The sequence below is a fragment of the Bacillus sp. JK74 genome (assembly GCF_053663395.1).
This window is the reverse complement of the sequence record NZ_JBSJQB010000006.1, coordinates 29,426-49,771: the sequence shown is the minus strand read 5'-3', so window position 1 is coordinate 49,771 and position 20,346 is coordinate 29,426. Positions and strand designations below refer to the sequence as shown.

Here is a 20,346-nt window from a genome sequence, read left to right as displayed (position 1 = left end):
AAAACGCCCCAAATAACATTTTGGGACGCTTGACTACATACGTTCAGTCTGAATAAATAAGAATGGATTATTTATATCAAACGATTGAGATTGATCCGTAGTCAAGCCATTTACGGTAGCTTGGTAGAAACTTGCGGGCCATATCCCCGCCATTATACGATATCTGCATATTTGATTTCTGAGTCTATTGTATCAATTCAATTTTGAAAACTCAATAAAAAAAAACGAACAATCCCGTTAAAAAAATTTGGTTTATTCGTTAATTGACCAAAAATGGAAGACGGCAAAAGCCGCCTTCCCGACATTATTTTCCGTCCGCAGGCCGAACCGGCACCGCGAATGTAATCCCCTTGTCATCCGCCAGCAAGTTCATAACCGTTTGATTGACGTACAAAGCATATGAATCGAATGAGAAATCGCGCAATGAATAGTCTTTATCGGATGAATCATCCAATTCAAAAACGGATTCCATTTCACCCGTTTTAAGATTCGTGACTTTCGCCTTATTCCCTTTCAGATAATAGCCTTTTTCATACTCATTAAGCGATGGCCAAGTTTTCATTTTTTTCGTATTGCCGAGACCGATTGATTCACCGACATTCATCAGCTGATCTTCATCCGCCTTGCTTACATCAATTCCGCTGAATTGATAATCGACAATTACCCGTCTGTCTTGCTGTTTGATCTTTTTGATGGTAATGCCGACATGATGATGTTTCGTTTTATAACTGACGGGCAGTTTTGTTTTCAGAGGCACGATTTCTCCCGGCTCTGATTCTGATTTTAAATTACCCGTTATGAAAAGTGTTTTCGCTTTCGGGTCTATCGGTTTGCTGAATTGAGTTTGGCCGCGTATTCTTTTCCCGCCGCCGGGAAGATTCTTCCTGCCGCCAAGTTCAATATTCGACATCGTCATTTCATAATGGTTTCCAGCATCATCCGTTGCTTCGTCAATCGAGATGGTATCATTTTTAGCTGCATCATAGAAGTCGATAGAATACAGGAGAGCCGATCCCATCGTTCCGTTTTCCGCCCGGATATCGAAAAAACGGTATAATCCGTGATTTACATTCACAGCTTTCGTTCCTTCAAGAGAAACGGACTTTTGTTTTTTGATCGGAAGTGTAAAGCGCCAGTTTCCAGGGATATCCTTGATTTGTGTAATGACAAGCGGAAGCTTATCACCGTCTTTCAGCTTTGAGCCGTCCGTGAACAGGCGAAGCTGCCCCGCGTACCGCCCGTCTTTCATTTTTTTCATATCACTGCTGTCATAATCCTCTGCTAACATATTCCGTGGATCTTTATAATCAACTTGAAAAGAGATGCTCTCCTCATCTGATTTCAAATTATCAACGATAAAATTGTAAACGAGCTGTCCGCTGTCGTAATACACACTTTTCACTGTCACCGTGATTCCGCGTGATTCCGCTTTCTCGTTCAATTTTGTCACCAAATTGCTTTTAAACAGCGCAGAACCTGCCTTATCCTGAAACAGACTGTAAATTTGTCCGGCAACAGGAATGTTTCCCATAGCCGTATTAACGGAGGGCATGAACAAGCCTGAGGACAGATACAGAATAAACAAAGCAGCAGCAACCGCGAGGCCGTTTATCACTTTTCGTCCCCATCTCCGTCTGACGGCGCCTTCTTTTCCGGCACGGACAGCAGCGCTGTGTATCACGTTTTTCAATTCAGCTTTCGGCACGTCAATGTTCTGATACAATTGCTTCATTTGATGCTTTTCCATATGTGTTTATCCTCCTTTTCCAGCTCCTGCTTCAATGCTTTTCTCGCCCTGTGCAGATGCGTTTTTACAGTGCCTTCCGCCATTCCGGTCTGTTCAGCGATCATAGCAATCGAGAAATCTTGAAAATAATAAAGCTGAATGGTCAGCTGTATATGTTCGTCAAGCGTTTCCAGAGCATTCCGAAGATCTATGTATTCTTCAATGTTCTTATTCTCCGCGCGCGTATCGTGCTGCGGCTCAAACGGAATGACGTCTCCGTGCTTTTTCCTCATCGCAAAAATCGTATGAAGCAGAATCCGGATCAGCCACGTTTTAAAATATTTCGGCTCCTTCAGCTGCGCGATATGAAGAAAAGCCTTGTAAGCCGTTTCCTGCACTGCGTCCAGCGTATCTTCTTTGTGATGCAAATAGAGATAAGCTGTTTTATATAAAGTATCCTGGTGTGCTGTGATCAGTTTTTCAAAGGCTGAGGCATCACTTTTTTTCGCCTTTTTGATCAATCGTTCTTCCTTCACCTTATCCACCTCCTATGCTGTTAGATATAAATCGGGGCAAAACGGTTTCAAAAAGATAAAAAAAAACGCCTCTTTTTTAAAAGAGACGCTTTTTATCTTCATTTATTCCCACTCAATGCTTTCTAAACATTATAAGAATTAATTTATTGAATATCAAGCCTTTTGGGGGTTTGCAGTTCCTTCATTTAGAAGTTACCATAAAAATATTGCCCCCCGTGTTCTGAATATTATGGGAGGGGGGAAATACTGTGAACACTGTATTTTTAGTGTTTTAGTTGACCTTATAATAAAAAAAGCGCACTAAATCAAATTGAAAGGTGCAAAAACATGATTACAAATCAACAATTAGTCATAAACAATTTGGAAGAAAAATTAAAATCATTTACTCATACAGTTAGCGGAGAGCTTACAAAGGAAGAAGATTTCATCATAGCAAATACAAAAATTCCTACTGATACATTCAATGTAATATTGCCGAAATCTCCAAATATCAAAAATACAGTTAAGATCAGACATGGAATCGATAATTTTTCATATAAAAAATATCCCTTTAGTATTTGGATTGATGCTCAGTATTTAACTGAGGATTGGACTAAACTTATACAAGAATATGATCTAAAAGAAGCGGAACGTAATGTAATGATGAAACTTGAAAATACTCTTAATGCCGGGCAAAGAATTTCCCATCAGCTTATGATTACTGCTGTGAAAAATGATGAAGAACTTTTAAAATATATAGACGTATTCATGAGCTTATTTGAGGGAACACCAGAAAAAGATGCATTAGAAAGTTATTTTAATAGGTTTTCACAAGTAAAATTAGGTTCAGAAGTTCAAATGTTTATTGGATGCATAGATGAAATGCCTGTAACTACTGGTTTATTAATAGAAACCAAAGATAGCTATGGTATTTATGATGTGATGACAAAAGAAACATTTAGAGGTAAAGGAATTGGCAGTGAAATGTTTCAATTTCTTCTAAATCAAACAAAGGATAAACAAAAACCAGTGGTATTACAGGCTTCAGATGATGGAAAAAATATCTATAAGCGATTTGGATTTACAGATGTCGGTGAAATGGTTGTATTTGAATAAGGAGGTTCCTTTAATTTGCTTAATTTGAACAAACCTTATTCTAAAACAACATTAATTATTATCTCATTAAGGAATACTTGTTCCAAGAGAGTTTTTAAAATTCACGGTTCAATTAATAATATTGGATCAATTGTTGCTATAAAAGAAAAAAAGAGCTTAGAACCCTTATAAACCAAGGATTCTAAGCTTCTTTTGACTATTCCCACTCAATCGTTGCAGGCGGCTTGCTCGTAATGTCATACACGACGCGGTTGATGTGTTTCACTTCGTTGACGATCCGTGTTGAAATCACTTCAAGCACATCCCAAGGGATACGCGCCCAGTCAGATGTCATGCCGTCGATTGATGTTACGGCACGGATACCGATTGTGTAATCATACGTTCTCGCATCTCCCATGACGCCGACGCTGCGGATGTCAGGAAGAACCGTGAAGTACTGCCAGATGTCGCGCTCTAGGCCGTGGTTCGCCACTTCTTCACGAAGAATCGCGTCTGATTCACGAACGATCTCAAGCTTTTCTTCCGTTACTTCACCGAGTACGCGGATGCCAAGGCCAGGGCCCGGGAACGGCTGACGCCATACGATATCATCCGGAAGGCCGAGCTCTGTGCCAAGCGCGCGCACTTCGTCTTTGAAAAGGGTGTTCAGCGGCTCGATCAGTTCAAACTGCATATCTTCAGGAAGTCCGCCGACATTGTGATGCGATTTGATCGTTTGCGCCGTTGCAGTACCGCTCTCGATAATATCCGTGTAAAGCGTTCCTTGCGCAAGATAATCGATGCCTTTCAGCTTGTCCGCTTCATCATCAAATACGTAAATGAATTCGTTGCCGATGATTTTACGTTTTTGCTCTGGATCAGAAACACCTTTCAGCTTGTTTAAGAATCTGTCTTTCGCATCAACTTTAATGACATTCATATTAAAGCCTTCGCTGAACGTTTTCATGACGCCTTCAGCTTCGCCTTTACGAAGCAGGCCGTGATCGACGAAAATACAAGTCAGCTGGTCGCCGATCGCTTTATGAATTAAAGCGGCCACAACAGAGGAATCAACACCGCCGCTTAGCGCGCAAAGAACCTGCTTGTCTCCGACTGTTTCACGGATTTTTTGCATTTCGATTTCGATAAAGTTTTCCATTGACCATTTGCCTTCACAATCGCAAACGCCGAATACAAAGTTTTTCAGAAGATCATTGCCGTATTCAGAGTGGCGCACTTCCGGGTGGAACTGAACGCCGTACCAATTCTTGTCCGCTTTGCTCATCGCTGAATTCGGGCAGTGATGGCTTGTTGCGTCAACAGTGAAGCCCTCTGGAACTTCTACAACCAAATCGCCGTGGCTCATCCAGACAACTTGTTCTTCCGGAAGATCTTTGAACAAGTCAGGAGTTCCTTGAATCTGAATGTTGGCTTTTCCGTATTCGCGCTGGCTTGCCGCCTCGACTTTTCCTCCGAGGTAATGAGTCATCAGCTGCATGCCGTAGCAGATGCCTAATACAGGAATATCGAGTTCAAAGATTTTTTCGTCACAGCGGAAAGATCCTTCATCATATACACTGTTCGGTCCGCCTGAAAGGATAATTCCTTTTGGATTCATTTCTTTGATTTCCTCAGCTGTCAACGTATGGGGGTGCAGCTCGCTATATACGCCAAATTCACGGATCCGGCGGGTAATCAGCTGGTTATACTGACTGCCGAAATCAAGAACAAGAATCATTTCATTCACTAACTTCGTCATGGTTGTCACCTAATCTCCTCTAAGTTTTTGACACAGAAAAAACGGAGGACAAACGTTCAGCCCTCTGTCGCGCAAGACTTGTCCGGAAGCCCGGCTTTTTAACGCTCCCGGGCTCCCATTTAACATTCATTTATTCTAACAACAGGACGATATGCGGTCAAGACTATCTTGTTTTAATTATATTTTCCCACAACTGTCCCGATTCATTCCAAAGCTCCGCGGCATTATCGCTGCGGTATAAGGCCCGCTCATAGCGCAGCGTCAGCTCGGACATGTCGTTTGTATGGTGCGCCTCGTCAATCCTCGCGGCAAAATCGCGGAGTGTTTCTCCGTCTCCCCTGCTGAAACCTTTTCGTTTCAGCTGGCGGAGCAGCGCGGCATATGCGTCGAAAAAGACGTCTTCATCCGTTCGCCGCTTCAATCTGGCTGCTGTAACGTGCGGAATCCAGCGCGCCCGGAACAGCCAGGCGAGTGCCGCCGCGGCTGAAATTACGATGACGATGGCTGCATACGGCCACAGGTGTGCCGCGGTTTTGTTGCGGATCACAGGCTGCGGTGCCGCGCTGTGATCCCGCTTTTTCGGTGTTTCTTCTTTTTCCGGCTTTGTTTCCTGACGCTGCTTGTCAGACGGTGAATCCGAATTCCCCGCTGAGCCTCCGCTGTCTTTTGCCGCGGTATGATTTTGCTCTGACGTAAACTCCGTCGGATTGGTGAAGCCTTTTGTCGGCTCAAACGTCACCCAGCCCTGATCGGGAAAATACACTTCTACCCACGAATGGGCGTTGTTGTTTGTGACTTCATAAATGTGGCCGTTATGGTCGCCTGCCCCTTTATATTCGCCGGATGTATAGCCCTTCACCCAACGGGCGGGAATTCCCGCAGAGCGGAGCAGCACGGCCATTGCCGATGAAAAGTTATCACAATATCCTCTTTTCGTTTCGAACAGAAATTGATCGACATAATCCTGATTGTGCTCCGGAACCGCGACATCCTGGGTATTATACGAAAATGCGGAAGATCCGAGATAATCCTCGATCGCCTTCGCTTTATCGAACATATTATAATGATCCCGCGTCAGTCTGTCCGCAAGCTGTCTCACTCTTCCCGGAAGGCTGTCGGGGACTTGTAAATACCGGTCATTGAATTGATTCTGCTCACGGTATCGTTTCACTTTCACTTTTCTGAGATCATTCAGCTTAAAGACGGGCGCCTGAAAAGTCACCGTGTACCGTCCCATATTGCGGATGTTGCCCACTTGTTCACTGACCGGCGTAATTTGCTCGGTGTTTCCGTTCATTTCAAGCTGAATCGAGTGCTTCGGTTTAATATTGGAGACGCCGATCGGATACATGACATGATTATAGAGATAATTCTCATCAATGGACACCTGTGCCGTATACCGTCTCGTCTGCACACTCCGGTCAAACCATACATCTTCCACATTGCCGCCGTTCAGTTTATAGGACATGCCCTGATCGGTCTCCACCCAGCCTTTTCCGGTGTATGTATCTTTCGTTTCCACCCGGAAGTACGCCCGTTCTTTTCCCTTCCATGTAAAAACCGGCGTATCATCCTCCTGAAAAGGGCCGCCCAATGTTTCATCATGATTGCCGTAGCCGATTTTGCTTTCGGCGGCGGGCACTTCTTTGTGGTTTGTGATTTTTTTTAGAAACGGCACGGGGTCAGGCCAGTTCGGATCTGATTTCGGAGCCGCCAGACCGAACACGACGGAAGCGCAGATAAACAGCATCAGCGGCAGAAACCATTTGAGTATCAATCTTTTTTTAAACGCTATGTGTTCCGTAAGCCTGATGCGCTCCATATACAAAAGCCCCATCATCAAAAAGCCGATAAAGACGATCCGGATGACGGCGTACGCGGCATCATAAGGAGTAAACGTATCAAGCACGGTGATATACGCCACCGTCATGATAAAAAAGAATAAGATTTTCCGCTGATAGATCACCCAGTAATGCAGCAAATACACGAGCAGCCATAAAAGCACAAAAAACAGCAACGTGCGGAATGACGGATTCATATCATTCCATCTTCCGGTCCCGATGTGGCGGGCATTTTGCATCACGTCCCGCAAAAAAGAAACGAGCCATTCCGGCTGAAAAATAGAACCTTTATAAAACAGGACGTGAATACTGATCAACGTAAACAGAATGCAGGACGGCACGGTGACGTACCACCTCATCCGGAAGAATGACAGCAGAAATGCCAAACCGATAAAAACGATGAAAAAACCGGTATGTTTTGTATCCGTAAAATTGTGCAGCGGCCTGAGCCATTCCCATAACAATAAAAAAGCGAGAAAATAAAACAGCAGCAGACTCAGCCTGCTTCCCTGGTTCTCGTCATGCGGCATGGCGCGCCACCTCTCTTTCTAAACAACATGGGACACCTGTTTGCCCCTGATCATTTGCACCTTAATATTTTTCTGAGCGAAGATGAGAGCGAGTTTCCGTTCTTTCTCCGAAAGCGCGGCATTCGTTTCTTTCGCCAAAAACACCGTCATGTCAGCACGGCCGGGCTCAGCCTGTTTGAGAAGGTCTTCTGTAAGACTGCCCGTCACGACGGCAATGGAAGCTTTACCTAGTTCTTTTCCTAAACGCCCGCCTGCATCAGCTTCTTCCGATTCTGAAGCTGATGCCAGGTAACGCAGCATCTTTCTGAAATGCCGGTCTCCCTCCCGGACGGGAAATACAGTCCGGTCGCTCCCCAATGAAATAAATCCTGCGGGAGAGCCCTTCACAAGCGCCGTGTAAAGCAGGGATGCCGAAGCTGACACCGCGGCTTCAAACGAAGGGGACGGCCTGCAGTCCAAAAGGAGAATCATATTCATACTCTGCAGCGGGTCAAATTCCTTCGTCATCAGCTCATTTCGCCGAGCCGATGTTTTCCAGTCAAGTGCGGAAAACCGGTCGCCCGGCTGATAATTTCTGACGCTCGCAGCCATTGCTGTGCGGTGTACCTGAAACGGAGCGCCGGCACCCGCACCCTCTTCTCCGGATGCAGCCTGCGGCTTATAGTGAACAGGCCCGTACGCCGGGAAAACCAGAACCGTATCCGTTACGGAAAACGACGCCGTCTTGTCCAAAAGCCCGAGAACATCTCCCGTCCGCACTCTTATCGTATGTAAATGATGCTCTCCGCGCGGCACCTGCGGCAGCTCATATTGTAACGTCAGCTTCCTTTGAAACCACGGAAACACAAGCTGCTTCGCACTGCGCCTCTCGCCAAGCGTTTCCGGCATCACATCTTCAATGACCATATATGTCAGCGGAAACGGCAGGCGCCTCGTCAGCCTGATGGTGACAGACAGCCTGTCGCCTGAGGTTAACTGGGCGGAGGACACGTCACGCGTCACCTGAAACGCCCGCAGCGGGTACACAGCGACCAGCCCGGCGTAAACGGTAAACGGCAAAAACGCATAAAATAAAAACCAGCTCACAAATCCGCCCTGAAACATGGCATAAGAAAAGACAGCCGCCGTCAGTACGGCCAACATAAGCAGCTTCCAGCCATATAGAAGCCAATGCATCTTCTTTCTCATTAGCGGACCGACATCCTTTGAACGGGAACTTTTTCCGTTTGCACGATGTTCTCTATAACTGCTTCCGCCGTCACATCGTTAAATTTCGCCTCGGCGGTCAAGATCATTCTGTGCGGCAGCGTATACGGAGCCAAATACTGGACGTCATCAGGAATGACGTAATCGCGGTCATGAAGCAGCGCGTACGCCTGCGCGGCTTTCATTAATGAAATTGAACCGCGCGGGCTGACGCCCAGATGTACGGACGGATGCCGGCGGGTATGCTGAGTAATTCCGACGATATACGCTTTAATTCCATCATCCACCCGCACCTGCTCCAGTTTTTGCTGAAGGCTGATAAACTGTTCTTTAGAAATGACGGGCTCGATTGTTTCAAGCGGATTGCGCCCTTCCTGCAAAGACAGAACCCGAAGCTCCTCCTCGGCAGTCGGGTAGCCCATGCGCAGCTTAAATAAAAACCGGTCAAGCTGGGCTTCGGGAAGCGGATACGTTCCTTCATATTCAACCGGGTTTTGTGTGGCCATGACGAAAAACGGCTCAGCCAGCCGCATTGTCTTTCCGTCAATCGTGACATTCCCTTCCTCCATCGCCTCAAGCAGGGAAGACTGCGTTTTCGGAGAGGTTCTGTTAATTTCATCAGCCAGCACGATATTCCCCATGATCGGTCCCGGGCGGTATTCAAATTCCATTGTTTTCGTATTATAAATAGAGACACCCGTCACATCTGACGGCAGAAGATCCGGCGTGAACTGAATCCTCTTAAAGTCAGCTCCGATCAGCTTGGCCAAAGCCCGGACCATCATCGTTTTTCCGACTCCCGGCACGTCTTCCAGCAGCACATGCCCTTTTGCGAGAATGGCGGCCAGACTGAGTATGGCGATATCCCGTTTTCCTATGATGATGTTTTCAATATGCTCAACGGCTTTCTCCAGCAGCGGATGCAGCTCTTCTTTATAAGCCATTCTTCTCCTCCTAGTCATCTCTCAAATTTCAATTATCGTAACCTAACTTTACCACAAAATATAAACAGTATAAAAAAACGTTTCCAGCGAATTGTTTCCAGTCCGAAAAAGGAAAAAAGCTCCCTTTAGAAAGGAAGCTTTATTTCAGCTTGAGAGGCTCCATATGAACGTGTGAATGGTCAATGGCATGTTCCTCTTTCATCCCGGCGCCTTCTGCTGTACGGATGAGAAAAAAATGTCATATTTTCTTACATCATTTTCAACTGTCTGTGACATTTATGATAGAATAATACTTGTCTGAATATTCAGCATAAACAAACCAAAAGGAGGCAAAGAATGAATCAGCCTAACTCTTTATCTAAGGGATTAAAAACCCGGCATATGACCATGATTTCAATTGCCGGCGTGATCGGCGCCGGATTATTTGTCGGAAGCGGATCCGTCATTCATTCCACCGGACCCGGAGCGATTGTCTCCTACGCTTTAGCAGGATTATTAGTGATTTTTATTATGAGAATGCTGGGGGAAATGTCCTCCGTCAACCCGACAAGCGGTTCGTTTTCACAGTATGCGCATGACGCCATCGGTCCTTGGGCCGGTTTTACGATCGGATGGCTGTATTGGTTTTTCTGGGTCATCGTCATTGCCATTGAAGCCATTGCAGGCGCCGGAATCATACAGTACTGGTTCCCGGGCATTCCGTTATGGCTGACGAGTCTGCTTCTGACCGTGCTGTTAACACTGACGAATATTTATTCAGTTAAATCGTTCGGCGAATTTGAATACTGGCTTTCCTTAGTGAAGGTAGCGACGATCGTTGTCTTCTTAATCGCGGGATTTGCGTTCATTTTCGGAATCGTCCCCGGCAGCAAACCGGTCGGGCTGGAAAATCTGGCGGGCAGCGGCGGATTTTTCCCTAAAGGTCCGAGTTCCGTACTGCTCGGCATCGTCGTTGTCATTTTTTCTTTCATGGGATCTGAAATCGTCGCAATCGCAGCGGGAGAAACGTCAAATCCGGTCGAATCCGTCACAAAGGCGACCCGCTCAGTCGTTTGGCGGATCATTATTTTTTACGTCGGCTCCATTGCGGTTGTGGTCACACTGCTGCCGTGGGATTCAGCCAATATTTTGGAAAGCCCCTTCGTTGCCGTTTTGAGCCATATCGGGGTTCCCGCAGCCGCTCAAATCATGAATTTCATCGTCCTGACAGCCGTTCTGTCCTGCCTGAACTCCGGGCTTTATACGACGTCACGGATGCTGTATTCACTGGCAGAGCGAAATGAAGCGCCGCGGCGTTTTATGAAACTGAGTAAAAGAGGCGTACCGGTTCAAGCCATTATCGCCGGCACCTTTTTCTCCTATATTGCCGTTGTTATGAACTACTTTTCTCCAGACTCCGTATTTTTGTTCCTGGTCAATTCATCAGGGGCGATCGCACTGCTCGTCTATCTCGTCATCGCCGTCTCACATCTGAGAATGAGAAAGAAAATCGAACGGACAAACCCTGAATCTCTTAAAATCAAAATGTGGTTTTATCCGTACTTAACCTACCTGACGATCATCGCCATTTGCGCCATCTTGTTATCTATGCTGTTTATCAGTTCAATGCGGTCTGAATTTCTGCTGACAGGATTTATTACTCTGCTGGTACTTGCCTCATATGTATTCCGCAAAAAACAAAAACCGAAAGAGAGCGCTTCCGAAAGCCGGGTTGCGCAATAACCGCAGACACCCCCCTCAAAAAAGGGCGGGTGTTTTTTTAACCAACCTGTTCCAGGCAGCATTAACTGTAGTACAGGATTTCAATAAATGATAAGGACAGGATGAAAAATGGCACTAGAAAAATTTGCAGATGAACTGCCGATTATCGAAACACTCCAGCCGCAGAAGAAATCAGACGGCAGCACGTATTATGAAGTCACCATGAAGGAATGCTTTCACAAGCTGCACCGCGATCTCCCGCCGACCCGGCTTTGGGGGTATAACGGTTTGTTTCCCGGCCCGACGATCGACGTGAACAAAGATGAAAACGTCTATATTAAATGGATGAATGACCTGCCGGATAAGCATTTTCTGCCCGTGGATCATACCATTCACCATTCAGAAAGCGGCCATCAGGAACCCGATGTCAAAACCGTCGTCCATTTACACGGAGGAGCAACGCCGCCGGACAGCGACGGCTACCCGGAAGCATGGTTCACGAAGGATTTTAAGGAAACGGGTCCTTATTTTGAGAAAGAGGTATACCATTATCCAAACAAACAGCGCGGGGCTCTGTTATGGTATCACGATCACGCCATGGCGATTACGAGGCTCAATGTGTACGCCGGGCTTGCCGGGATGTATATCATCCGCGAGCGAAAAGAAAAGCAGCTGAAGCTTCCCTCCGGAGAGTACGACGTACCGCTTATGATTTTGGACCGCACGTTAAATGACGACGGTTCCTTGTCTTATCCGAGCGGACCTGCTAACCCTTCCGAAACGCTGCCCGATCCTTCCATCGTCCCGTTTTTTTGCGGAAATACCATTCTCGTCAATGGTAAAGCGTGGCCGTATATGGAAGTTGAACCGCGGACATATCGTTTCCGCATCCTTAATGCCTCCAATACGAGAACATTTTCTCTCTCGCTCAATAACGGCGGGAAGTTTATCCAAATCGGTTCTGACGGCGGACTGCTTCCCCGCTCTGTCAAAACACAATCTATCAGCTTAGCCCCGGCCGAGCGGTATGATGTGCTCATCGATTTCTCCGCCTTTGACGGAGAACATATCATTTTAACGAACGACACCGGCTGCGGGGGCGACGTCGATCCGGATACAGACGCCAATGTGATGCAATTCCGCGTCACAAAACCGCTGAAGGGAGAAGACACAAGCCGGAAGCCTAAATATCTTTCAACAATGCCTAATGTAACATCAAAAAGAATACACAATATCAGGACGCTTAAACTCACAAATACGCAAGACAAATACGGCCGGCCCGTTTTGACGCTGAATAACAAGCGATGGCATGATCCTGTGACAGAAGCGCCGAAGCTCGGCACAACGGAAATCTGGTCGATTATCAATCCGATGGGGGGAACCCATCCGATACACCTGCACCTTGTTTCCTTCCAAATCCTTGACCGGCGTCCTTTTGACTTAGAGCGTTATAACAAATTCGGCGACATTGTGTATACAGGCCCCGCCGTCCCGCCTCCTCCAAGTGAAAAAGGCTGGAAAGACACCGTGCAGGCGCACTCGGGGGAAGTCATCAGAATCGCGGCGACTTTCGCTCCTTACAGCGGACGCTACGTATGGCACTGTCATATTTTAGAGCACGAAGATTACGACATGATGAGGCCGATGGATGTCACGGATAAACAGTAAACAAACATCCCCCCTTTTCTCCAGAAGGGGCTTTTTTTATTTATCCAAAAATAAAAAATAAGAAGGCGCTTATTTGCATATACTGTAATAACAGGAAGACGATGCACTCTCATTGGAAATCTGGATAGAAAAAGGAATTAGGAGATTAGGGAAAAGTATGAGACAATGAAGGAGTGCACGAAAATTCATAAGGGAAGAAGTGACTTTATGTCTTACTACAACAAACGTAATCAGGAACCGCTGCCTAAAGAAGATGTCAGTACGTGGGAATGCACAAAAGAGGACTGTATCGGCTGGAGCAGAAAGAATTTTGCCGGCAGTGATACCCCGACTTGCCCCCTTTGCGGCAGTAAAATGATCGACGGCGTCCGTTCGTTGGTAAATCTCCAAAACAATAATCAAACGGCATCAAGTTAGACCTCCCTTTTACGAGTCTCAACATAGAGAAGGCCTCCATGTCTCATGAGAGGCCTTTGCGTTATCATGTCCTTTTACGATGCAAAGGAGCAATGAACATGAAAAACGATCGGCAGCAGAAAGATCTGAAGGAAATGGCAAAACGGCGGAAAATGAACCTTGCCGCACAGTCATTCATCGAAACGCTTCATTTTGCCGTTCCGATTCTCCGTTTTTTCAAATGGCTCGCCTCAGCCGCAGCCAGCTTTGTTCATTAAAAAACACCCAGCGGGCGCTGAGTGTTTTTTTCATGATTGGATGACGGAAAAACTATTGATAATGCCGTTGTCATTTTCCCAGACTTTTTCGCATTTTTTCGTATCCAAATGATAAGCATAAATGGTCCGGACCTTCGCATTCCGCCCCGTTTCATCCTTCAGACGCTTAGCGCCTTTTGCTTCCGCCATGAAATAAATGATGCTGCCGTCTTTAGAAAACTGAGGCTGGGCATCAATCAGCGGAACGAAGTCCTTCCCGTTTGAGATAATCGTTTCATCTTTTTTCGTTTTGACATTCATCAGACGGATGGACGCTTTTTGTTCCGTCCCTTTTTGTGTATAAGATGTAAAGACAAGGTTCTTACCGTCCGGTGACACCGCCACGCCGCTGATAAACTGTTCAAGGTTTGTCAGGTCCTGAAGGTGTTCGCCCGCTCCTGCTGCAAACCGGATATTCGTCGGTTCAGGGTCAATCCCCTTCTCATTTGCCTCATCCGTTTTTTGATAATCCTCTTTGACGGAATAATGCAGAAGCGCAAAATCGTTTTGGCTGCGGTTATAAAAGAAGCTGCTTACACTGTCGTCTTTCTCATCAGCGGCAGGATACAGATTTTCATAACGTTTCGTTTTCAAATCAAAAGATGCGAGACGGAAAATATCTTCATCCGCTTTTCCGAGACGGAAATAAATGTGCGTCAGATCCTTTGATAAAAACAGACTGTCAGCGCTTGCCGTTCCTTTATAAAGCACCGTCTTCTTTTTCGTCTTCAGATCAAGCTTATAAAGACGCATCTCATTTTGGTCATTATTCCCGACAAAATAGAGCACCTGATGGGCGTCATCGAGTGCAAACGCCGGATATGCCGAAAGCTTTTCCTCGTACAGCACGCGGCCGTCCTCGTAATATTTCGTCATCAGATCTTTGTCTGTAATGGAAACTAGCAGCTTGTCATGGCCGCCGGAGACAACAGCTTTTCCGCCGCCGTCGCTTTTTCCTTTAATCAGTAAAACGGACGCGATGACCGCCGCCGCCAAAACGGCGGCCAGCAACATCCAGATCCATCGTTTCTTCTTCATTATCAATCTCTCCGTCAATCAGAAAAAGCAAGAATCAGAGTCCTTGCTTTTTAAGATGGTCTATTTTAATAGCTGTAGTGTCCGGATACTCTTCCTTTGCTTAATGGATATCCGAGCGCTTTGAACGCTTTCGGGCTGACATCCAACACGGCATTCGGCAAACGGCCTACATCATTTTTGTATACTGTGATAACCTTTTTCGGTTTTGCTTTCGCATAAGCTCTGATTTTCGTTCCGTTTCTCGGAACGTCAAATCCTAATTTTGTCGCGCAATCCCAGTGTCCCAGTTTTTTACCGGAAGATCCTTTTTTACCGACTCCATTATACCATGTAATATTTCCGTTCACTTTTTTAGCACTTGCATCAGAAGAGTAACTGATCGCTCCCAGCGTGCTTCCTGCTAAAATCAATAAGGCTAAGAATAACTTCTTCAAGCTTTCGTCCTCCTGATTCTTTATTCTAGGCAAAATTATACACCAAGAAGACGATTATAATATTTCAATCACTTTACATGTTCATTACAACGTGATGAGACATGCACATAACGACGGCACAATTACCTGTTCTATATAATTCCATGGTAAATTATACTACAAAATTTAATTCATTAGCGTTATAATATTCATAGAGTATTTCTGCATTCAATATGGACTTTTTATAAGGCCTATTGATAGTTGCATAATATGATATATTTTGAGAAATCAGGCTTTAGGAAGCACTTTATTCCTTTTAACCGTGGTTCATATTGATCATGTACCTATACTCGTTTCAATCAGACTAGGAGTGATAATCAATGAAAGCGGCAAGATGGCACAATCAAAAAGACATTCGAATCGAAAACATTGATGAACCTAAAGCAGAACCGGGTAAAGTCAAAATTAAAGTCAAATGGTGCGGGATTTGCGGAAGCGACCTTCATGAATATTTGGGAGGCCCGATCTTTATTCCGGTCGGCGAACCTCATCCGTTAACAAACGAAATGGCGCCCGTCACGATGGGTCACGAATTCTCAGGAGAAGTCGTGGAAGTGGGCGAAGGCGTCAAAAATTACAGCGTCGGCGACCGTGTCGTCGTGGAACCGATTTTTGCCACACACGGACATCAGGGAGCCTATAACCTTGATGAACAAATGGGATTCTTAGGCTTAGCCGGAGGCGGCGGCGGATTTTCTGAATATGTATCCGTTGACGAAGAATTGCTGTTTAAGCTTCCTGAAGAGCTTTCTTACGAACAGGGCGCGCTTGTTGAGCCGTCAGCGGTAGCGCTTTACGCCGTCCGCCAAAGCAAATTAAAAGCGGGCGACAAGGCGGCAGTTTTTGGCTGCGGACCGATCGGGCTGCTTGTGATTGAAGCCCTGAAAGCGGCCGGCGCCACAGATATTTACGCGGTTGAACTTTCACCGGAACGTCAGGAAAAAGCGAAAGAACTCGGCGCTATCATCATTGATCCGTCAAAAACGGACGATGTCGTTGAAGAAATCGCTAAACGCACAAACGGCGGCGTTGATGTTTCTTATGAAGTAACAGGCGTTCCTGTCGTTCTCCGCCAGGCGATCCAGTCAACAAACATTGCCGGTGAAACGGTTATCGTCAGCATCTGGGAAAAAGGAGCGGAAATTCATCCGAACGATATCGTCATCAAAGAACGGACCGTAAAAGGCATTATCGGATACCGTGACATCTTCCCTTCCGTTCTTGCACTGATGAAAGAGGGCTACTTCTCAGCAGATAAGCTCGTCACGAAAAAAATCGTGCTCGACGATCTGATTGAAGAAGGCTTCGGCGCTTTAATCAAAGAGAAAAACCAAGTAAAAATCTTAGTCAAACCGAACTAAACCGTTCAGCTGAATATCAGACACATCCAAAAAAGAGCCGTTCCGGCTCTTTTTTTCATCTCATCGTCTTTCCTTCCTTTTCCTTTTAAAAATGATCCCCTCTGCGCAAACTATTTTTCACCCTGTCCCGTCTATCCTTAGGCAGCAGCCTATGATACGTATTTTTTAAAAAGGAGCCCTTTGAAGCAATGAAGAACGAAACAGCCAAAGCGTCGCTTGTGACGTGCATAACTGAGCGCAAGGAAGACTTTTACCGGCTTGCGTACAGTTACGTAAAGAACAAGGATGACGCGTTAGATATTGTTCAGGAATCAATTCAAAAAGCGCTGACATCGGTCGAATCCGTCAAAAACCCCGATGTGATCAAAAGCTGGTTTTATAAAATTTTAGTGCGCACGGCCATTGATTTTCTCCGCAAACAGAAAAAACTGAAAGTGATGGACGATGAAACGATCGAGTTTTTAAGCCGCGGAAAGGAAGATCACTACAAAGACACAGACCTTCACGAAGCGCTTGATGACCTGCCGCATCAATATAAAACCATTATCATTCTGCGTTTCTTTGAAGACCTGAAATTAGAAGAAATCGCGGACATCACGGGGGAAAACATCAACACCGTCAAAACACGCCTTTACAGGGGGCTGAAGCTCATGCGCATTCAGCTGACGAAGGAGGATCTTTCTTAATGGAAAAGAGATTAGAACAATTAAGAGAAGAGTATAAAAGTGTGCCCATTCCTAAGGAACTGGACAGCATTGTCGAAAAAGCCCTTCAGCAAAAACCGAAGAAAAAACGAATCGTGATGTGGCCGACATCCACGGCAGTCGCTGCAGCCGTCTTATTTACCGCCGTTGTCAATATCAACCCGGATGCCGCACAAGCCATGTCTAAAATCCCCGTCATCGGCAAAGTCGTCCAAGCCATCACATTCGTGGAGATGAAGGAAGAAAAGAACCAATCAAGCATTGATGTGAAAACGCCCGCTCTGTCCGGACTTTCCGATCATAAACTCGAAGACAGCATCAACCGGCATTATATGAAAGAAAGCAAAGAGCTGTATCAGGAATTTATGAAGGCGACCTCAAAAAGCAAAAAAGGCCACCTCAGTATTTACAGCGATTATGAAACCGTTACTGACACAGCGGATCTGATCTCAATCCGCCGTGATATCGAAAAAACGCAAGCTTCATCTTATACGCAAAGCCGTTACATCACGATTGATAAAAAGAATGAGGCCGTGCTTACGTTAAAGAGTTTATTTAAAGATGACCGTTATATTAAAGTCATCAGCGAAAATATTAAAGAACAAATGAAAAAACAGATGAAAGAAGATCCGAATAAAATATACTGGGTCGAAGAAGATGATATGACGGAGCCTTTTAAAGCCATCCGCGCCGACCAGAATTTTTATATTACAGATAAGCACAAACTTGTTATTTCATTTGATGAATACGAAGCGGCACCCGGATATATGGGCGTTACAGAGTTTACAATACCGACCTCCGTCATCTCCAAGCTGCTTGTCGGAGACCGCTACATCAGATAAAGAAAGAAAAAAATCCATGATATCCGCAGATCATGGATTTTTTCTTTCGTCCCGCAACAGCCAAGATGCATAAGGGACCCTTTTCATATAACAGACGCCGGACGGAGGCTGAAAAGTTTAAGAAAATCACAGCATTTCATACATTTTTTCTGAAACAAAATCCCCTTCCGAATGCGTCTAATTAACGGAACAAATGGAAGACTGTACAGAAATCAGCTATAGCTATCCGCAAAACAGCGAGAATTTCCGCACACTTTATTGGAGGAATACCATGTCAGACAAGTCACTGCATCACCGCTATATTCCCGGACTGGATGGACTTCGCGCCTTTGCCGTCCTCGCAGTTATCGCATATCATCTGAATTTTAACTGGGCCGATGGCGGTTTCATTGGTGTTGATATCTTTTTTGTTTTATCGGGGTATTTAATTACATCTATTATATTGCCTGCCCAGGGCAATGACATCACCCTTGATTTGCGTGATTTTTGGGTGCGCCGGATCAGACGGCTTCTGCCGGCGGCTTATCTCATGATTATCACGACGGTCATTTGGGTCGTATTGTTTAACAGCGAGCTCCTGCATACCGTACGCGGAGATGCGGTCTCCTCACTTTTTTACATAAGCAATTGGTGGTTTATCTTTCATCAACTTTCTTATTTCGACAGCTTCGGCTCCCCTTCGCCATTAAAAAACCTTTGGTCGCTGGCGATTGAAGAACAGTTTTATATCATATGGCCCTTCCTGCTGCTTGCGGGAATGTACATATGTAAAACACGGGCCCGGCTTGCGGCCGCGGTCATGTTTATCGCGTTATGTTCGGCAGTCGTAATGAGTATGATGTATGTGCCCGGCGGAGATCCGAGCCGCGTCTATTACGGGACGGATACCCGGTCATTTGAATTGCTGATCGGCTGCGCTTTAGCTTTAGTGTGGCCGATGAAACGATTATCTTCCAAACGGCTGCCGAGCAGCATGAAACACCTGCTTCACGGGACGGAGCTTGCCGCTTTTGCCGCGCTGCTGCTTTGCGTCTTTTACACGGATGAATATGAACCCTTCCTGTACAAGGGCGGCATGCTTTTAATCAGCATCACCGCAGCGGTTCTTGTCGCATGTTTATGCCATCCGAGCAGCTTTTTGGGACATGTTCTTTCATGGAAGCCGCTTCGCTGGATCGGAACGAGATCATACGGAATCTACCTTTGGCATTACCCGGTTTTCGTACTGAGCACACCCGTGCAGGAAATCGGAAATCCGGTTTATTGGCACTGCGCCGTCAGAATCGGCGCCACTTTCATTCTTGCCGAGCTATCTTACCATTTCATTGAACAGCCGATCCGTACTGCGGGCTTCCGGCCATTTTTACGCCGCGTGTTTCTGAACCGCTTTCTGGAATGGAAGACGTCCTCTGTCATCAGCAGAATGTCGCTCGGCCTCATTCTTGCCGCCATTCTCGTATTTGCGGGCGGGCTGTCAGGGATAGCCGAAGAGAAAAAACAGCCGCAATGGACGTACGCGCAGAATGATCAGCAAGAAACCGCCGCCTCTTCGCACAAAACGGCCGATCACGATCAGCCTGCAAAAGAAGAAGACAGCAAGAAAAAACACGGCGGCGAAAAAACGGATACCGCGTCAGACAAAAACAAGAAAGAACCAGCAGACAAATCAGATACGAAGAAAAACGACGAGAAAAAGGAACGGTCATCTCAAAAAATGGCTGATCCAAAACAAACACAGCCTCAGCAAGACGTGCTGGCCATCGGTGACTCGGTGATGCTGGACATTGCGTCATACCTGCGGCAGTCCCTCCCTCATGTCACCATCGACGGAAAGGTAGGAAGACAAGTCTCTCAAGCACTCCAGCTCACTTCGGAATATGCGTCATTTAATCAGCCGAACAAAGCGGTCATCATCGAGTTAGGGACGAATGGCTATTTCACAAACAGCCAAATTGAATCACTGATCAGCTCCTTTTCAAAAGCCGATATCTATCTTGTCAACACGCGTGTACCGCGGCAGTGGGAAAGCAAAGTAAACGAATCATTGCGCCGGCAGGCCGAGTCACGCAAAAATGTGACGCTTGTCGATTGGCACGCAAAAGCATTGCAGCACCCTGAATACTTCACACCGGACGGCGTCCATCTCATACCTGAGGGATCAAAAGCGCTGACAGCTCTCATCGTTCAAACAATGAAATCATGACAAAAAAAGAGGCCCCAAAAAGGCCTC

17 protein-coding genes and 1 riboswitch are annotated in these 20,346 nt (G+C 46.0%); of the genes, 9 read left to right on the top strand and 8 right to left on the bottom strand.

The features are described from left to right. Window positions 1-78 precede the first annotated feature (78 nt). Window positions 79-180, bottom strand: a riboswitch (purine riboswitch). 124 nt (window positions 181-304) lie between these two features. Continuing rightward, window positions 305-1,747: a DUF4179 domain-containing protein gene (locus tag ACWJJ5_RS16180; RefSeq protein WP_101562790.1), complete on the bottom strand. Its 1,443-nt coding sequence runs from the start codon at window positions 1,745-1,747 to the stop codon at window positions 305-307. Beyond that, window positions 1,729-2,262, bottom strand: a complete 534-nt coding sequence (locus ACWJJ5_RS16175; protein ID WP_454022537.1) for a sigma-70 family RNA polymerase sigma factor — start codon at window positions 2,260-2,262, stop codon at window positions 1,729-1,731. Before ACWJJ5_RS16175 ends, ACWJJ5_RS16180 begins: the two co-directional genes overlap by 19 nt. 327 nt (window positions 2,263-2,589) lie before the next feature. On the opposite strand from ACWJJ5_RS16175, the gene ACWJJ5_RS16170 reads away from it, so the two are divergent. Then, the gene (locus tag ACWJJ5_RS16170) at window positions 2,590-3,357 is read left to right on the top strand and encodes a GNAT family N-acetyltransferase (protein WP_049628018.1); all 768 of its coding nucleotides are present in this window, start codon (window positions 2,590-2,592) and stop codon (window positions 3,355-3,357) included. A 196-nt stretch (window positions 3,358-3,553) separates the two neighbouring features. Here the strand turns inward: ACWJJ5_RS16170 and guaA are convergent, their stop codons facing one another. The 4 genes from guaA to ACWJJ5_RS16150 all read right to left on the bottom strand — a co-directional run bounded on the left by guaA (window position 3,554) and on the right by ACWJJ5_RS16150 (window position 9,616). After that, window positions 3,554-5,095, bottom strand: coding sequence for a glutamine-hydrolyzing GMP synthase (guaA, locus tag ACWJJ5_RS16165; protein WP_007408887.1), 1,542 nt, complete (start codon window positions 5,093-5,095; stop codon window positions 3,554-3,556). A 163-nt stretch (window positions 5,096-5,258) separates the two neighbouring features. Beyond that, window positions 5,259-7,466, bottom strand: a complete 2,208-nt coding sequence (locus ACWJJ5_RS16160; protein ID WP_454022536.1) for a DUF4129 domain-containing transglutaminase family protein — start codon at window positions 7,464-7,466, stop codon at window positions 5,259-5,261. An 18-nt stretch (window positions 7,467-7,484) separates the two neighbouring features. Then, entirely contained in the window at window positions 7,485-8,654 is a 1,170-nt protein-coding gene (locus tag ACWJJ5_RS16155; RefSeq protein WP_146283760.1) for a DUF58 domain-containing protein, read from the bottom strand. Next, a complete protein-coding gene (locus ACWJJ5_RS16150) occupies window positions 8,654-9,616 on the bottom strand; it encodes an AAA family ATPase (protein ID WP_128575069.1) in 963 nt (320 codons plus the stop codon). Before ACWJJ5_RS16150 ends, ACWJJ5_RS16155 begins: the two co-directional genes overlap by 1 nt. A 336-nt stretch (window positions 9,617-9,952) precedes the next feature. Between ACWJJ5_RS16150 and gabP the strand changes: the two genes are divergently transcribed. The 4 genes from gabP (at window position 9,953) to ACWJJ5_RS16130 (ending at window position 13,659) form a co-directional block, all read left to right on the top strand. After that, window positions 9,953-11,338, top strand: a complete 1,386-nt coding sequence (gabP, locus tag ACWJJ5_RS16145; RefSeq protein WP_012116987.1) for a GABA permease — start codon at window positions 9,953-9,955, stop codon at window positions 11,336-11,338. Between the two features lie 108 nt (window positions 11,339-11,446). Further along, complete coding sequence (gene cotA, locus ACWJJ5_RS16140) at window positions 11,447-12,985, top strand: outer spore coat copper-dependent laccase CotA (protein ID WP_454022535.1); 1,539 nt, start codon at window positions 11,447-11,449, stop codon at window positions 12,983-12,985. Window positions 12,986-13,192: 207 nt separating this feature from the next. Continuing rightward, a complete protein-coding gene (locus ACWJJ5_RS16135; protein ID WP_007408879.1) occupies window positions 13,193-13,402 on the top strand; it encodes a cold-shock protein in 210 nt (69 codons plus the stop codon). A 98-nt stretch (window positions 13,403-13,500) separates the two neighbouring features. Continuing rightward, window positions 13,501-13,659 (top strand): hypothetical protein, encoded by a 159-nt coding sequence (locus tag ACWJJ5_RS16130; protein WP_003155794.1) that lies wholly within the window; start codon window positions 13,501-13,503, stop codon window positions 13,657-13,659. A 30-nt stretch (window positions 13,660-13,689) separates the two neighbouring features. Here the strand turns inward: ACWJJ5_RS16130 and ACWJJ5_RS16125 are convergent, their stop codons facing one another. Together ACWJJ5_RS16125 and ACWJJ5_RS16120 are read right to left on the bottom strand one after the other, a co-directional pair. Further along, complete coding sequence (locus tag ACWJJ5_RS16125) at window positions 13,690-14,736, bottom strand: TolB family protein (RefSeq protein ID WP_454022534.1); 1,047 nt, start codon at window positions 14,734-14,736, stop codon at window positions 13,690-13,692. A 65-nt stretch (window positions 14,737-14,801) separates the two neighbouring features. After that, window positions 14,802-15,170, bottom strand: coding sequence for an RlpA-like double-psi beta-barrel domain-containing protein (locus ACWJJ5_RS16120; RefSeq protein ID WP_007408877.1), 369 nt, complete (start codon window positions 15,168-15,170; stop codon window positions 14,802-14,804). 359 nt (window positions 15,171-15,529) lie between these two features. On the opposite strand from ACWJJ5_RS16120, the gene ACWJJ5_RS16115 reads away from it, so the two are divergent. From ACWJJ5_RS16115 to ACWJJ5_RS16100, 4 genes are all read left to right on the top strand, one after another. After that, window positions 15,530-16,570, top strand: a complete 1,041-nt coding sequence (locus ACWJJ5_RS16115) for a 2,3-butanediol dehydrogenase (protein ID WP_003155800.1) — start codon at window positions 15,530-15,532, stop codon at window positions 16,568-16,570. A 188-nt stretch (window positions 16,571-16,758) separates the two neighbouring features. Continuing rightward, entirely contained in the window at window positions 16,759-17,256 is a 498-nt protein-coding gene (locus ACWJJ5_RS16110) for an RNA polymerase sigma factor (protein ID WP_003155802.1), read from the top strand. Further along, entirely contained in the window at window positions 17,256-18,116 is an 861-nt protein-coding gene (gene rsiV / locus ACWJJ5_RS16105; protein ID WP_454022533.1) for an anti-sigma-V factor RsiV, read from the top strand. The genes ACWJJ5_RS16110 and rsiV overlap by 1 nt, the downstream gene beginning before the upstream one ends. 271 nt (window positions 18,117-18,387) lie before the next feature. After that, on the top strand, window positions 18,388-20,319 hold the full coding sequence (locus ACWJJ5_RS16100; RefSeq protein ID WP_454022532.1) for an acyltransferase family protein: 1,932 nt from the start codon (window positions 18,388-18,390) through the stop codon (window positions 20,317-20,319). Window positions 20,320-20,346: the final 27 nt, after the last annotated feature.